The 13,730-nt window shown below is 61.2% G+C and carries 14 protein-coding genes; 7 read left to right on the forward strand and 7 right to left on the reverse strand.

Translation table 11 applies throughout. The features are described from left to right. The first annotated feature begins 60 nt into the window (after positions 1-60). A complete protein-coding gene (locus HX869_RS25735) occupies positions 61-1,446 on the forward strand; it encodes an aromatic acid/H+ symport family MFS transporter (RefSeq protein WP_177040116.1) in 1,386 nt (461 codons plus the stop codon). On the opposite strand, the gene HX869_RS25740 is transcribed toward HX869_RS25735, so the two are convergent. Next, complete coding sequence (locus HX869_RS25740; protein ID WP_003212796.1) at positions 1,370-2,173, reverse strand: SirB1 family protein; 804 nt, start codon at positions 2,171-2,173, stop codon at positions 1,370-1,372. The two genes, HX869_RS25735 and HX869_RS25740, sit on opposite strands and share 77 nt — an antisense overlap. Before the next feature lie 186 nt (positions 2,174-2,359). Between HX869_RS25740 and HX869_RS25745 the strand changes: the two genes are divergently transcribed. After that, on the forward strand, positions 2,360-3,379 hold the full coding sequence (locus tag HX869_RS25745) for a Glu/Leu/Phe/Val dehydrogenase dimerization domain-containing protein (RefSeq protein ID WP_010176963.1): 1,020 nt from the start codon (positions 2,360-2,362) through the stop codon (positions 3,377-3,379). 6 nt (positions 3,380-3,385) lie between these two features. On the opposite strand, the gene HX869_RS25750 is transcribed toward HX869_RS25745, so the two are convergent. Continuing rightward, positions 3,386-4,693: an acetamidase/formamidase family protein gene (locus HX869_RS25750; RefSeq protein ID WP_178903832.1), complete on the reverse strand. Its 1,308-nt coding sequence runs from the start codon at positions 4,691-4,693 to the stop codon at positions 3,386-3,388. Between the two features lie 217 nt (positions 4,694-4,910). Between HX869_RS25750 and HX869_RS25755 the strand changes: the two genes are divergently transcribed. Continuing rightward, positions 4,911-5,636, forward strand: coding sequence for a dienelactone hydrolase family protein (locus tag HX869_RS25755; RefSeq protein WP_023659147.1), 726 nt, complete (start codon positions 4,911-4,913; stop codon positions 5,634-5,636). A 101-nt stretch (positions 5,637-5,737) separates the two neighbouring features. Here the strand turns inward: HX869_RS25755 and HX869_RS25760 are convergent, their stop codons facing one another. Then, positions 5,738-5,998 carry a YebG family protein gene (locus HX869_RS25760; RefSeq protein WP_003212789.1) on the reverse strand — a complete coding sequence of 87 codons (261 nt, stop codon included), beginning with the start codon at positions 5,996-5,998 and terminating at the stop codon, positions 5,738-5,740. A gap of 465 nt (positions 5,999-6,463) precedes the next feature. On the opposite strand from HX869_RS25760, the gene HX869_RS25765 reads away from it, so the two are divergent. Beyond that, positions 6,464-6,799, forward strand: a complete 336-nt coding sequence (locus tag HX869_RS25765) for a DUF6124 family protein (protein ID WP_177008193.1) — start codon at positions 6,464-6,466, stop codon at positions 6,797-6,799. A gap of 283 nt (positions 6,800-7,082) precedes the next feature. After that, on the forward strand, positions 7,083-7,571 hold the full coding sequence (locus HX869_RS25770) for a phosphate-starvation-inducible protein PsiE (RefSeq protein WP_003212783.1): 489 nt from the start codon (positions 7,083-7,085) through the stop codon (positions 7,569-7,571). On the opposite strand, the gene HX869_RS25775 is transcribed toward HX869_RS25770, so the two are convergent. From HX869_RS25775 to HX869_RS25785, 3 genes are all read right to left on the reverse strand, one after another. Then, positions 7,568-7,885: a DUF3509 domain-containing protein gene (locus tag HX869_RS25775; protein ID WP_003212781.1), complete on the reverse strand. Its 318-nt coding sequence runs from the start codon at positions 7,883-7,885 to the stop codon at positions 7,568-7,570. The two genes, HX869_RS25770 and HX869_RS25775, sit on opposite strands and share 4 nt — an antisense overlap. Positions 7,886-8,185: 300 nt before the next feature. Next, positions 8,186-9,481 carry a serine/threonine transporter gene (locus tag HX869_RS25780; protein WP_177020374.1) on the reverse strand — a complete coding sequence of 432 codons (1,296 nt, stop codon included), beginning with the start codon at positions 9,479-9,481 and terminating at the stop codon, positions 8,186-8,188. A 60-nt stretch (positions 9,482-9,541) separates the two neighbouring features. Continuing rightward, positions 9,542-10,918 (reverse strand): L-serine ammonia-lyase, encoded by a 1,377-nt coding sequence (locus HX869_RS25785; protein WP_008438553.1) that lies wholly within the window; start codon positions 10,916-10,918, stop codon positions 9,542-9,544. A 137-nt stretch (positions 10,919-11,055) separates the two neighbouring features. Here HX869_RS25785 and HX869_RS25790 point away from each other — a divergent pair, with 137 nt between their 5' ends. Both HX869_RS25790 and HX869_RS25795 read left to right on the forward strand, forming a co-directional pair. Beyond that, positions 11,056-12,003 carry a LysR substrate-binding domain-containing protein gene (locus tag HX869_RS25790; protein WP_003212775.1) on the forward strand — a complete coding sequence of 316 codons (948 nt, stop codon included), beginning with the start codon at positions 11,056-11,058 and terminating at the stop codon, positions 12,001-12,003. A gap of 211 nt (positions 12,004-12,214) precedes the next feature. Beyond that, positions 12,215-12,625 carry an HPF/RaiA family ribosome-associated protein gene (locus tag HX869_RS25795; protein ID WP_003212772.1) on the forward strand — a complete coding sequence of 137 codons (411 nt, stop codon included), beginning with the start codon at positions 12,215-12,217 and terminating at the stop codon, positions 12,623-12,625. 72 nt (positions 12,626-12,697) lie between these two features. Here HX869_RS25795 and HX869_RS25800 read toward each other — a convergent pair. Further along, the coding region (locus HX869_RS25800; RefSeq protein WP_178903833.1) for an MFS transporter at positions 12,698-13,730 on the reverse strand (1,033 nt) is incomplete at its 5' end.

Here is a 13,730-nt window from a genome sequence, read left to right on the forward strand (position 1 = left end):
GCTCCCACATATGATGTTCAGCGTGTCCAAAATATATAAAAACAATACAGGTCCCTTGCGATGCACAATCAGATTGCCAGCTTTCGTGCGGCACTCGACGCCCGTCCGGTGTCGCGCTATCAGTGGTTGATTCTCCTGTTGCTGGCGCTGTTGCTGGTCACCGACGGCTACGACGCCCAGGTCCTGGGCTACGTAGTACCGGCGCTGGCCAAGGACTGGGGCCTGGAAAAAGCCGCGTTCGGCCCGGTGTTCAGCGCCAACCTGCTGGGGCTGACGCTGGGCTCCCTGGCCGTCACGCCGCTGGCGGATCGCTTCGGGGTGCGGCGCATCCTGCTGTGCTGTGTGTTGATCTACGCCAGCCTCACGGTGCTGATGGTGTTCGCCAACTCTCTCAATACCTTGATGGCCGCCCGCTTTATCTGCGGCATCGGCATGGGCGGTGCAATGCCCAGCGCCATGGCCTTGATGTCGGAATACTCACCACCCCGCCTGCGAACATTGATGGTGACGCTCGCCGCCTGTGGCTTCTCTTTCGGCGGTGCGGCCGGTGGTTTTGTCGCGGCCGGGTTTATCGACAGCTTCGGCTGGCAGGCGGTGTTCCTCGCCGGTGGTGTGACGCCCTTGCTGTTGTTTCCGTTTCTTGCCTGGATGTTGCCTGAATCGCTGCCGCGCTTGCTGCGTGACGCACCGCCTTACGCGCGCCTGCAAAAAGTCACCGCGCGGATGCTGCCAGGCTGGCTCCCGCCGGCGGCGAGCGAGGAGCAAAACCGCCAGGAGCAAGGCAGCAAACTGACGGTGGTGGAGCTGTTCCGCCATGGTTACGCGCGCCCGACATTACTGCTGTGGGCGACGTTTTTTGTCAGCCTGATCCTGCTGTATTTCATGATCAGCTGGCTGCCTTCGCTGTTGCTGGAAAGCGGTTTGGGCCTGAACGAAGCCAATCTGGTGACCTCGATGTTCCTGTTCGCCGGGACACTGGGCGCCATCGGCATGGCCTGGTTTGCCGACCGGCTCAAAAGCAAAGTGCGCCTACTGTCCGGCGTGCTGGCAGCGGCTGCGGTGTGCACCATCCTGCTGGGGCTGAATCACGACAATCCGCGCTATCTGGTGGCCTGCGTGTTTGCGGCGGGCTTCTGCATCATCGGCGGTCAACTGACCCTGAACGCGTTCGCCAGTAACTTCTACCCGGCTCACGTGCGGGCCACCGGTACAGGCTGGGCACTGGGTGTCGGGCGGTTCGGGTCGATCCTGGGGCCGCTGTTCGGCAGCCTGCTGCTGGCGATGCACATACCGGTGCAGCAGATTTTCTTCTTCTGCGCGATTCCGGCGGTGATAGCGGCGTTGTTGATTATCCAGGTGCGCTCGCCAGTCAATGCACCACAGAGTTCGGCGGCAAATGCCCCAGCCGTTCGGTCAGGCGTAGACGCTGGATCGGGTCTTCGCTGAGCATCAACGCGTGTTCCAGGTCAAAACGCTCGGCGTTCGGGCAATCCAGGCGCTGATACAAACTGGCCCGGGCCAGGTAATCGGCGGCGCTGGCATTGCCCAGCTCCAGCACGCGTTCGGCGTCCACCAGAGCGGCCAGGTGGTCGTCGTTGGACAGGTGCAACTGGCGCAGATTACGCGACAGCCGTTGCAGGATCGATCGCGGCTCGGCGGTGTGCAGGTGGTCGGCCTGCAACTTGAGATTGGGCCCGTACTGGCGGGTCAGCAGGTCGCGGCAATCGTTGGGGTACAGGCGTCGGCCGCCGCAGGGGTCGAGCAGGTGATCGGCGCCCGGCACCCGCAACAGGAAGTGCCCCGGGAAGTTGACGCCCACCAGCGGAATGTCCAGGCGCCGCGCCAGCTCCAGGGCAATCAGCCCCAAGGCCAGCGGCTGCCCGCGTTTACGCTTCAATACCTTGTCCAGCAGTGCGGCGGCGGGGCGCAGCGGGGTGTGGTCATCCTGGGCGAACCCCAGGTCGTTCATGCGCCGCAACAACGGTTGTCCGAGTTCATCCGCCGGCAGCATCGGCATGCTGAGGCTGACCAATTGCTGCAATACCTTGAAGTCCTGCAGGATGGCCAAGGGGTCCACCGCCGGGTCGTGCTCGGCCGCCATCCACAGCGCGGCTTCAAACAGCGCGGGCGGTGACCGTTCCAGGCAGGCAAAAAAGGCGTCGCGGGGCTTCATTGGGTTCTCCGGCGGATGTCTCGTTTTAGCCTTGCTGTGAACTTTCGTCCAGTGCCTTAAGACAGGTCCTACCTGTTTATGTCGCAAACCCTTTAAAACCGGTGGTCTTATTCCTGCGCGCTTCAGCAGGGTTTCGCTGGCAGTCCTATACTTGGCGCCTACCAGAAGTGATTCGGGAGCTTGACGATGTTTGCGCTCATGCACAGCACCCGCCTTGAATCGCTGCACCTGAGCGTTGACCCGGCCACCGGGTTGAAGGCGGTCATTGCCATCCACAACAGCCGCCTGGGTCCCGCCCTTGGAGGCTGCCGCTACCTCTCTTACCCCGACGATGAAAGTGCCGTGGCGGATGCCGCGCGCCTGGCCCAGGGCATGAGCTACAAGGCCGCGCTGGCCGGTTTGCCGGTGGGTGGCGGCAATGCGGTGATCATCCGCCCCGCCCATGTGGAAAGCCGCGCGGCATTGTTTGAAGCCTTCGGCCGCTGCATCGAGCAGTTGGATGGCCGCTACATCACCGCCATCGACAGCGGCACCTCGGTGGCCGACATGGATTGCATCGCCCAGCAGACCCGCTATGTCACCAGCACCACGGCGGCCGGCGATCCCTCGCCCCACGCGGCGATGGGCGTGTTCGCCGGCATCCGCACCACCGCGATGGCTCGCCTGGGCAGCGATAATCTGGAAGGTCTGCGCGTGGCGATCCAGGGCCTGGGCAACGTCGGTTATGCCCTGGCCGAGCAGCTGCACGCCGCCGGGGCTGAATTGCTGGTGAGCGACATCGACCACGGCAAGGTGCAACTGGCGATGGAACAACTGGGTGCGCACCCGATTGCCAACGAAGCCTTGCTCAGCACTCCGTGCGATATCCTTGCGCCCTGCGGTGTGGGCGCGGTGTTCAACCGCTACACGGTCGCGCAGTTGCGATGCGCAGCGGTGGCCGGCTCCGCCAGTGCGCAACTGACCAACCTGCAAGTGGCCGATCAGTTGGAAGGGCGTGGGATTCTTTACGCGCCGGACTACGTGATCAACTCCGGTGGGCTGATCTACGTGGCCCTCAAGCACGGCGGTGCGGAGCTGGAAACCATCACCGCGCACCTGTCGAACATCGGCACGCGCCTGACCGAGATCTTCGCCCATGCCCAGGCTGAAAAACGCTCACCCGCGCGGGTAGCGGATGAGCTGGCGGAGCGCTTGCTGTACCGCTGAGGCGGGTCAAAGCTGATATTTCTCCCGGGCCAGTTGGCCCACGCCCATACGATCAAGGATGTGCATCGGGCACAGAATCGTGACCCGCACGGTTCCCGGCAGGCGGCTGATTTCAATCGAGCCGTTGATGGTCGCGCGGTTGCGCACTTCGTCGAGCGGCAGCCCGGTCACGGCGGCGGCGCGTTCCAGTCCGTTGTCTGTCGCGACGTTGAGATTGGTCCCACTGCCGATGAAGGTGATGGGCGCGTTCTCCTCGATCTCCACCTGGCCCCAGCGCTCCCCCAGTGCCTTCACCCGCAGGCGTTGCTCCGCGGTCATCGGGCGCGCCATGGGCGGCAGGTCATCGAGGTTTTGCAGCAGGATCGGCCCGTCCAGGCTCAGGCCCTTGATCACCTGCACCGTCAGTTCGGTTTCCCCCGACACATCGGTGGCATGCCCGGCAATTTCGCCATTGCCCTGTTGAGCATGCATATCGCCCATGTACACCCCGGCGCCGGGGACCTTCACCGGGCAGATCAGGATGCAGCCTTCGCGCACGGAATTGGTGTCCATGTGGCCATCGGTTTTCGCGGCGTGCAGTTCATCGTGGGTCATGCTGTAGCGATGGGGCGCGCCCACCAGGTACTGGCCGAAGTCGCCGCAGTTGTGGGAATCCGGCAGATCCCGTGAAGGCGTGGTGCCGATGTTGCCCAGGAATGGGCGCATATGCGCGGCCAGGCCCGGGATATCGGCGCGGGCCAGGGACAGGATCGAGTGCTGGGCAGACAGTTCGGGCAGCGCCGACATGTCCGATGCCTTGCCGGCCAGGCGATCCGCCACGGCCTGGTTGACCGTCAGGCTCACCTGATGCTCGGCATCCAGAACGATCACGTAACCATTGCTGAAACGAAACGCACTGACCTCGGCGCCACAGGCATCGCAACGAATGGCGTCATCGCCAATGCCTTGGACGTGGCTGGCGGGATGCTCTTGCCCGCAGTTGGAGCAGAACTTCGCGACGAACGGGTCGCCGTGGTAACGCCCTTCGACAAAACTCATGACCCCCGAGGACGTGGCCAGGGAGGTGACGCGCATGCGCTTGATCTTCAGCGCCACCGCGTCGCCGATTTCGGCGCCGGCGATGAACACGGGCTGGGTCACTTCATGGCCACCCTCAAAGGCCGGCGTGATCATCGGGCCCCAGCAACCGGGCGGGGTGCCGGTGATCAAGGTGCCACCGTCGGCCAGCGGGCCGAGCATTTTCTGGCTGGGGCCGAGCAGCCCATTGGTGTAGGAGGTGACGGTGAGACGGTCAACAGAAGGGAGGTTATTCATTTTATTTTCCGGGCCCTGGGTGATTGAATGTTGAACAGGCTTCATCACTTAAGCGCCGATGTGTATCTGTCGTGTGTCGCGCTGCCGCGATTGCCGGTACGTGTGTATCTCAGGGGCATCCATACACACTCTGATACACCCGCAGTGGCGGACACGTGCAAATACAGATATCTCTGTTATCGGCTTATTTTTTCAAACCCATCAGAACGAGGTTGGCATGTCCAAACAAACAGCAGGGCGCTCCAGCGGGCGCATGATCACCTTCAAACGCCCGGATGGCGCGGACGTCAACGGCTACCTGGCCAGCCCGGCGGTACTCGAAGGCGCGCCGGCGATCGTGGTGATCCAGGAATGGTGGGGCGTAAACGATCAGATCAAGGGCGTGGCCAATCGACTGGCCGAATGCGGTTACCGCGTGTTGGTGCCGGACCTTTATCGCGGCGCGTCGACCGTGGAAGAGGAAGAGGCTCACCACCTGATGGATGGGCTGGATTTTGGTGACGCGGTTTCTCAGGACATCAAGGGTGCTGTGCAGTACTTGCAGGCGGATTCGAAAAAAGTCGGTGTGACCGGTTACTGCATGGGCGGGGCGTTGACGTTGCTGGCGTTGAACGCGATTCCGGAAGTGGCTGCGGGCGTGGTGTGGTACGGCTTCCCGCCGCTGGAGTATCTGGATGCTTCGAAGATCAAGGCGCCGCTGATCGGGCATTGGGGCACGCAGGATGCCTTCTTCAATATCGACACCGTGGCGGAGCTGGAGGCAAAACTGCATGCTGCGGGTGTGGACGCGACTTTCCATCGCTACCTGGCGCGCCATGCGTTTGCCAACGAGACGGCGATTGGTGATGGTCGGATTGCAGACACGCAATACGATGCCGCCTGGTCGCAACTGGCGTGGGACCGCACGTTGACGTTCTTCGGCAAGACCTTGTGGCAGGCATGACACATGTGAAAGGCATCAACGCATAACCTGTGGCAGAGGGAGCTTGCTCAAAGCAAGCTCCCTCTGCCACAGCAAGCCCTTTCGCCACTACTGGCAATGCATCACTCAGCCGCTGGCTGCCCAATCTCCGCCAATGCACTCGCATTGTTCTTGAACGCCGCCGCAAACGCCGCGCGGTTCTTGGCCATGAAAATACCGGCATCTTCTGCCTGCTTCTCGCTCAAGCCTTCGACGTTTTTCAACAGCACTTCCATCAGGGACTCTGCCAGCTCAAGCATCTGGTCGTGTGCGTCGGCAAGTTTGCGATCCACGAATGTAGTCTCCAGGTCACGGGTACTGCGATACAGGGTTTCAACAGCCATTTTTCGGCCTCGTCATCGGTGCAGTATTGAAGGGAGTTGCCCTTGGTTCGAGTGTCGCCAAGCGTTTTTGCGACTACTGTATTTATATACAGCTAAAAGCATAAGCCAATCCATGGGCTTTGGGTAGTGGCTTTTTAATGTAGTTGGAATCCGGGGGTTTGCAGCAAGAGAAATTTCTGACAACTTGCCGGGGTTGCGCCGGTTTCGTCCGTTCGCTTACCTTCCTCGGGCGCTGCAAATGCAGCGGACGGGCTTGGCGGCTCGGTAACGAAAGGCGTAACAACGTCCCAACAAGATTGCAGACGCTTCGTGGCGTTTGTATTCCTGTGTCATGACGGGTTGCGCATGGACCCTTCGGGGTGCCGGTTTTCTTCTTTCGTACCGGTCCGCCAACCTTGTGCAATCCGTCACCCAATCTGCTTGGCGGCAGATGGGGACGGCCCTTAATACGAAAGAGTCTGTGCCATGAAAAAGCTTACCCCGAGTCCCCCTTACGATTCACACACTGACACCCGTCTTCAAGCCGCAGCCAACCGCGCGATTGATCACTATCTGCGCCCTGAAACACCTGAACCACCTCCCGAAACCTCCTCGATTCTTTTCAGCGTTACGCCCAATGCCGACACGGAAACTTTACTCGCCAATGCCAGCGAAACCTTGAACAGTGCCCGTGAAATGGCCTGTAGCTTGGCTTTTGAGCTTGAGGGGCCACAGCGCAGCTTGTTGCTGGCGATCCATCAACTGCTGGAAATGAGTGGTTTGTTGGTTGATCAGGCGTTGGACCAAGTCGCCCCGACCTGACCTGAATCACCCGGTCACCTGGATCGTTCCCACGCTCTGCGTGGGAATGCATACCGTGACGCTCCGCGTCACCTCTATCCGAAACCGTGGGGCATTGGACGCGGAGCGTCCGGGGCGGCATTCCCACGCAGAGCGTGGGAACGATCATCGAGCAGCAAGATAAGTGCCTCATATCACCCCGCCACCATCTCACTCCCTGTTCCCTGGCCTTTTTTCTGCATGCAGAGAAACCGTCACGTCCAACCCGCATTATCCGGTCGAGCCGACCTAAGGAAGCATCATCGTGAAAATCAACTGGGCTGAAAACCTGCGCAAGACCGTGCACCAACTGGCCGAGTCCTTGGGAAATCTGTTCGTCGAGACCTTCCACTACCTGGCACTGTTCGCCATTGGTGCGGTGACCGCCTATGCCGCGGTGATGGAATTTCTGGGGATGCTGGAGACGGGGCACATCAAGATCGATGACATCTTGCTGCTGTTCATCTACCTGGAATTGGGGGCGATGGTCGGGATTTATTTCAAGACCAACCACATGCCGGTGCGCTTCCTGATCTACGTGGCGATCACGGCGCTGACCCGTCTGCTGATTTCCAACGTGTCCCACCACAACCCGCCCGACATCGGCATCATCTACCTGTGCGGTGGGATTCTGCTGCTGGCGTTCGCGATTCTGGTGGTGCGGTATGCGTCGTCGGCATTTCCGTCGGTGAAGGTCGAAGGCCCGCGCCGCAAGGGCGAAGCGAGCCTTGAAACAGAGAAGGGCGAGCTCTAGAACCCTGCGTTGAGCGGCGGCCTGCTGACCGGCGGCCGCTGCAGTACCTGGTGGCTGTCCCCATCGGTCATCACCGCCAATATCTCCATCGCGCTATGCCCCTGCTCGATCGCAATCCCGAATTGCACACTCTGCACCAGCCGTTTCAGGCGCTGCGGGTCGTTGCGTTGTTCGGCGCTGATCATGCGTTTGGCCACGACGCCGTCTTCATCGGACAGGGTCAGCATGATGCTGCCGTCCAGCCGCTGGATGCTTAAATTGACCCGGTATTTCGGGGCGAAGGTGTCGGTGATGATCTGAAAAGGGTTGTCCATGGTGCGTTACCGCCTGATAAGAACATGCAGTCATTGACGACCGGTGTCGGGATTAGTTCGCGTTTCCTGACCACCGGCCATTCGCTCGCTGAGGTTTTCACAAGGTCCGTTTTCCTCAAGTGCTGTACAGCAAGGGGCGTGCCGTACAGCAATCTGCCTGCCATCAAATTTCCCCTGTGGGAGCGGGCTTGCTCGCGAATGCGGTGTGTCAGCCAATGATTGCTCAGCTGAACGACCGCTTTCGCGAGCAAGCCCGCTCCCACAGTGGGTGGGTGGTGTTTTTGAGTTCGGTGATCCGTTTCAGGGCATGACCGAAAAAACGATCGCAGACAGCGCAATCAAACCGATCAACACCACAAACACGTTGGACGCCTGGCCCGAGTACTGGCGCAGGGATGGCACGCGGCGGATGGCGTACATCGGCATCAGGAACAACAGGCAGGCGATGATCGGCCCGCCCATGGTTTCGATCATGCCGAGGATGCTCGGGTTGAAGGTGGCCACGGCCCAGCAGGTGAGCACCATGAACAGCGCGGTGCAGCGCTCCAGCCACTTGGCCGACATGCTGCGGTTGCGCCCGCGCAGGGATTTGACGATCAGGCCCTGGAAGCCTTCGCTGGCGCCGATGTAGTGGCCCAGGAAGGATTTGGTGATCGCCACCAGCGCGATCAACGGTGCGGCGTAGGCGATGACCGGGGTCTGGAAGTGGTTCGCCAGGTACGACAGGATCGAGATGTTCTGCGCCTTGGCGGCGGCGAGGTCAGCCGGCGACAGGGCCAGCACGCAGCTGAAGCAGAAGAACATCACCGTCAGCACCATCATGCTGTGGGCCATGGCCAGGATGCCGCTGCTTTTGCGTTCGGCTTGCGGGCCGTACACGCGTTTCTGGTCGACGGCGAAGGCGGAGATGATCGGCGAGTGGTTGAAGGAAAACACCATCACCGGGATCGCCAGCCACAGGGTCTTGAAGAAGGCCGGCAGGGGCATGCCTTCGCTGGCGGAGGCGAAGAACGCACCGTTCCAGTTGGGGATCAGGCTCACCGCCAATAGCAGCAGAGCGGCGACGAAGGGGTACACCAGCACGCTCATGGCCTTGACGATCACGCCCTGGCCGCAGCGCACAATGGCCATCAGGCCGAGGATCAGCACCAGCGACAGGATTGCCCGGGGCGGTGCAGCCAGGTGCAGTTGGTGTTCCATAAAGCTGGTCAGGGTGTTGGTCAGCGCCACGCTGTACACCAGTAAAATCGGGAAGATCGCGAAGAAGTACAGCAGGGTGATCAGCTTGCCGGCGCCGATACCGAAGTGTTCTTCCACCACTTCGGTGATGTCGCCGGATTTGCCCGACAACACAAAGCGCGTCAGCCCACGGTGGGCGAAGAAGGTCATAGGGAAGGCCAGCAGCGCCAGCACGATCAACGGCCAGAAGCCGCCCACGCCAGCGTTGATCGGCAGGAACAAGGTGCCGGCACCGATGGCGGTGCCGTAGAGGCCGAGCATCCAGGTGGTGTCGTGTTTGTTCCAGCCTTGTGTAACGGTGGTCGGCGTCAGGTCTACAGCGGGATTTTCGGCAGCAGGTGTACGTACATCGGTCATCGTTATTGCCTCGTTATTATTTTTGCGCGGGCTCACGTTGGGGCGATCAGGGAATGCTCCTCAGCACTCCACCCAGCTGACGGCCAGGCCGCCCCGTGAAGTTTCTTTGTATTTGTCGTGCATGTCGGCGCCGGTGTCGCGCATGGTGCGGATCACCCGGTCCAGGGAGATGAAGTGTTTGCCGTCGCCGCGCAGGGCCATTTGCGTGGCGTTGATCGCCTTGACCGCGGCGATGGCGTTGCGCTCGATGCACGGCACCTGGACCAACCCGCCAACCGGGTCGCAGGTCAAACCCAGGTTATGTTCCAGGCCGATTTCGGCGGCGTTTTCCAGTTGCTCCGGGGATGCGCCGAGCACGTCCGCAAGGCCGGCAGCGGCCATGGCGCAGGCGGAACCCACTTCGCCCTGGCAGCCGACTTCGGCGCCGGAGATCGAGGCGTTTTTCTTGCAGAGGATGCCGACGGCGGCGGCAGCCAGGAAGAAATTCACCACGTCATCGTCGGACGCGTCCGGGTTGAACTTCATGTAGTAGTGCAGCACCGCCGGGATGATTCCCGCCGCGCCATTGGTCGGCGCCGTCACCATGCGCCCGCCGGCGGCGTTTTCTTCATTGACGGCGAGGGCGAACAGGTTGACCCATTCCATGGCCGATAAGGTCGAGGTGATGACGTTGGGTTTGCCGATTTCCAGCAGGCTGCGGTGCAGTTTCGCCGCGCGCCGTGGCACATCCAGACCGCCGGGCAGGATGCCTTCGTGGCGCAGGCCTTGTTCGACGCATTCACGCATCACCGACCAGATATGCAGCAGGCCGCTGCGGATCTCGGCATCGCTGCGCCAGGCCCGCTCGTTGGCCATCATCAGCTCGGAAACCCGCAGGCCGTGCTTGTTGCACAAGGCCAGCAGTTCGACGGCGCTCGAAAAGTCGTAGGGCAATTGCACTTCGCTGGTCGGCGCGATACCGGACTCGGCTTCTGCCGCTTCGATGATGAAACCGCCGCCCACCGAGTAGTACGTTTGCTCGCTCAACGGGCCGTTTTCGCCGTAGGCATGCAGGGACATGGCGTTGGGGTGGTAGGGCAGGCTTTCGTCCAGCAGCAGGAGGTCGTGTTGCCAGTTGAAGGCAATCGACGTGCGGCCGCCGAGCAGCAATTGGCCGGACTCGCGCAGTTGCTGGATGCGTGGGCCGATGCTGGTGGGGTCGATGCTGTCTGGCCATTCGCCCATCAGGCCCATCACACAGGCGCGGTCGGTGGCGTGGCCGACACCGGTGGCGGACAGCGAGCCGTACAAACGCACTTCTACCCGACGGGTTTCGTCGAGCAATTGCTGGTCGATAAGCGCTTGGACGAAGGTCGCCGCGGCCCGCATCGGGCCGACGGTATGGGAGCTGGAAGGACCAATGCCCACTTTGAATAGATCGAAAACACTGATAGCCATGCTAAACCCTTACAAGCAATGGAGTAGGAATCGCTGCCATGTTTTGTAGGACAAGCGGAATTGGCGCGATACTGAGCCTCTGGATCGGCACTGACCAACGAATTATCCTAAGACACCCTTTAGCAGGACTAAACCCTATGGCTCGCCCGCTTCATGGCCAGACCTACGTCTGGTTGCACGTTTTTTCCTGCGCGGCACGGCATTTGTCGTTCACCCGTTGCGCCGAGGAACTGCACATCACCCCGGGCGCGGTCAGCCAGCAAATCCGTCAGTTGGAGGAGCGTCTGGGGTTTCGCCTGTTCCATCGGCGCGCACGCGGGGTTGAGCTGAGCGCAGAGGGCCAGCGGTTGGCGATCACCGTGGGCGAGGCCTATGGCAGCATCGATGCCGAGTTGCAGCGGCTGGACGCCGGGATGATCAGCGGCACCTTGCGCCTGCGCTCGATCCCGTCGTTTCTCGGCAAATGGCTGACCCCGCGTTTGCCGCGTTTGCAGCAGCGCTTCCCGGATATCCAGCTGCGCATGGTTGCCGAAGACAGCAGCGTCGCCCTGCACGAGGGCGACTTCGACCTGGCCATCGACCTTAACGACGGCAGCTATCCCGGCTTGTTGTCCACAGCCTTGCTGGACGAGCAGATTTTCCCGGTGTGCGCACCGAGCCTGCTGCGGGGGCGACCGCCACTGCATGGCCCCGCTGACCTGGTGCATTTCCCGCTGCTGCACGACATCACTGCCTGGCGTGGGAGTTATGAGTACGCAGAGTGGGAGTTCTACCTGAACGCCATCGGCTATGACGCCGCCGACGTACGGCGCGGGCATACCTTCAACCGCAACCACCTGACCATCGAGGCGGCGATTGCGGGCATGGGCGTGGCGATTGCCCGGCGAACCTTGCTCAATGACGAACTGGAACGCGGCACCTTGATCGTGCCATTCGGCCTCGCCGTTCCCAACCACAAACGCTATGTGCTGCTGTACGCGCCGGGTGCGTTGAGCCATCCGGGCGTGCGGGCGGTGCATGACTGGCTGGTGGAGGAAGCGGAGATTTTTCGCGGATTGCACCCGTTGGGAGAGGGGCAATTGTAAGGAAGTTGGCGGTAAGAAGATGTAACTAACTCCCCACCCTAACAGCGTTTTTGGTTGTAGTCAGGGTTAATTTGTAATGTGGGATTTATCTTTGCAAAGGGGTTGAAATGTTCCTCTGTCTGCTCAATTGTGTAATCAGGAGGTCATGGTTTTCACCCATCCGGTGAAGCAGGAATGGCCTTCGGCGAGCTAGCTGAAATAAGGGAAAACTATGCAAATCCAAGTCAATAGCGATAACCATATTGAAAGCAGCATCCGACTGGAGGAGTGGGTACGTACCACCATTGAGAGCACGCTCGAACGTTACGAAGAAGATCTGACCCGCGTCGAGGTTTACCTGCGGGACGAGAACGGTGACAAGCCCGGCCCACACGATCTGAGTTGCCGACTGGAAGCACGGCCAAAAGGCCATCAACCGCTTTCGGTCCTCCATAAAGCCGATACGCTGGAACAGGCGATCGATGGCGCAGCGACCAAGCTGGAGCATGCCCTGGAGCATCTGTACGGCAAACTGCGCGGCAAACCACGCGCCGCGGGTCAAAGCCTGCCCAATACCAAGGCCGACGAGGCCGAGCTAGAAGAGGAATTCCTGGAAAACGAACAGGCTGCGCTTAACGGCTGATAGCTGATACTTTTTTCAACCCCACTGAAAACGGGCCTGCAGATGCAGGCCCGTTTTTTTATGCGCAAAAGGTCAGCGCGGGCTGCGCCGGAAAAAACAGGCGCTCAAGGCCGCCAGTGCGCACGCTCCAACGCCGGCATACAACATGGCCCAGCCCGCACCGTTGCGCAGCGCGGCCTGGGCGATCATTGGGCCCTGCGGCAACACGTCCAGCTTGCCGGCGGCGATGTCCTGACTGAGGGTGGCCAGTTGCGCGGTGTCGGGCAATACGCCAGCCAGGTAATGAGCGATCCCGAGTATCAACACCAACCCCATCAACGCGATATTCAGCGCCAGGGTGATCAGCCGTGCACTGAAGTCGATGCCCGAGGCCATGCCCGCGCGGTCGGATGAAACTGATCCGGTGGTGGTGTTGGTGGTGGGCGAGTTGGTAAACGCCAAGCCGCTGCCGGCAATCCCACAGGCGATCAGGACCCATACCACACTGGGCTGGCCGCTATAATTGATCGCCGCCATTGTCACAAACCCCACGCCCATCAGGCCCAGGCCCAATGGAATGATGCGTTCGGCGCCATAGCGCAGGGCCAGGCGTTCAGCCAGCGGCGGCACCACCAACGTGGGCAGGGTATAGGCGAGCAGGGCGAGCCCGGTGAGCATGGTGTCGTAGCCCAGGCCGGCCTGGAAATACAGCGGCAGGTAGATCATGAAGGGCCAGAAGCTGAAGTTCATGCCGATCGAGCCCATCAGCGCGCCGTTGAAGCGCGGGATGCGAAACACCGAGAAGTCGAACATCGGATGCAGGCTGCGCCGCTCGACAACCACGAACAACAACAGGCTGCCCACCGACAGTCCGGCCCAGCCGAGCATGGCCGGGGTGGCAAAGCCGCTCTCGGTGCCCTGGGTGATGAAATAGACCAGGGCGAACACTGCCAGGGTGAGGGTGGCCATACCGGCTATATCGAGGCGATGGGCCGCCGGGTCACGGGATTCCTGCACGCTGATGCGCAGCAACACCAGAGTGAACAAGGTCAACGGCACATGCACCAGGAACACCCAGCGCCAATCCGCCACCGCCAGGATCAATGCCCCCACCATCGGCCCGAAA

This window comes from Pseudomonas sp. P7779, from assembly GCF_013386315.1.
GTDB lineage: Bacteria > Pseudomonadota > Gammaproteobacteria > Pseudomonadales > Pseudomonadaceae > Aquipseudomonas.

Bases quoted from the DNA above. Each gene is read 5' to 3' on its own strand.
- HX869_RS25780 (WP_177020374.1), bottom strand. From the start codon at position 9,481: ATGACCGATGTACGTACACCTGCTGCCGAAAATCCCGCTGTAGACCTG.
- HX869_RS25795 (WP_003212772.1), top strand. From the start codon at position 12,215: ATGCAAATCCAAGTCAATAGCGATAACCATATTGAAAGCAGCATCCGA.
- HX869_RS25755 (WP_023659147.1), top strand. From the start codon at position 4,911: ATGTCCAAACAAACAGCAGGGCGCTCCAGCGGGCGCATGATCACCTTC.
- HX869_RS25740 (WP_003212796.1), bottom strand. From the start codon at position 2,173: ATGAAGCCCCGCGACGCCTTTTTTGCCTGCCTGGAACGGTCACCGCCC.
- HX869_RS25735 (WP_177040116.1), top strand. From the start codon at position 61: ATGCACAATCAGATTGCCAGCTTTCGTGCGGCACTCGACGCCCGTCCG.
- HX869_RS25760 (WP_003212789.1), bottom strand. From the start codon at position 5,998: ATGGCTGTTGAAACCCTGTATCGCAGTACCCGTGACCTGGAGACTACA.
- HX869_RS25790 (WP_003212775.1), top strand. From the start codon at position 11,056: ATGGCTCGCCCGCTTCATGGCCAGACCTACGTCTGGTTGCACGTTTTT.
- HX869_RS25750 (WP_178903832.1), bottom strand. From the start codon at position 4,693: ATGAATAACCTCCCTTCTGTTGACCGTCTCACCGTCACCTCCTACACC.
- HX869_RS25785 (WP_008438553.1), bottom strand. From the start codon at position 10,918: ATGGCTATCAGTGTTTTCGATCTATTCAAAGTGGGCATTGGTCCTTCC.
- HX869_RS25765 (WP_177008193.1), top strand. From the start codon at position 6,464: ATGAAAAAGCTTACCCCGAGTCCCCCTTACGATTCACACACTGACACC.
- HX869_RS25745 (WP_010176963.1), top strand. From the start codon at position 2,360: ATGTTTGCGCTCATGCACAGCACCCGCCTTGAATCGCTGCACCTGAGC.
- HX869_RS25775 (WP_003212781.1), bottom strand. From the start codon at position 7,885: ATGGACAACCCTTTTCAGATCATCACCGACACCTTCGCCCCGAAATAC.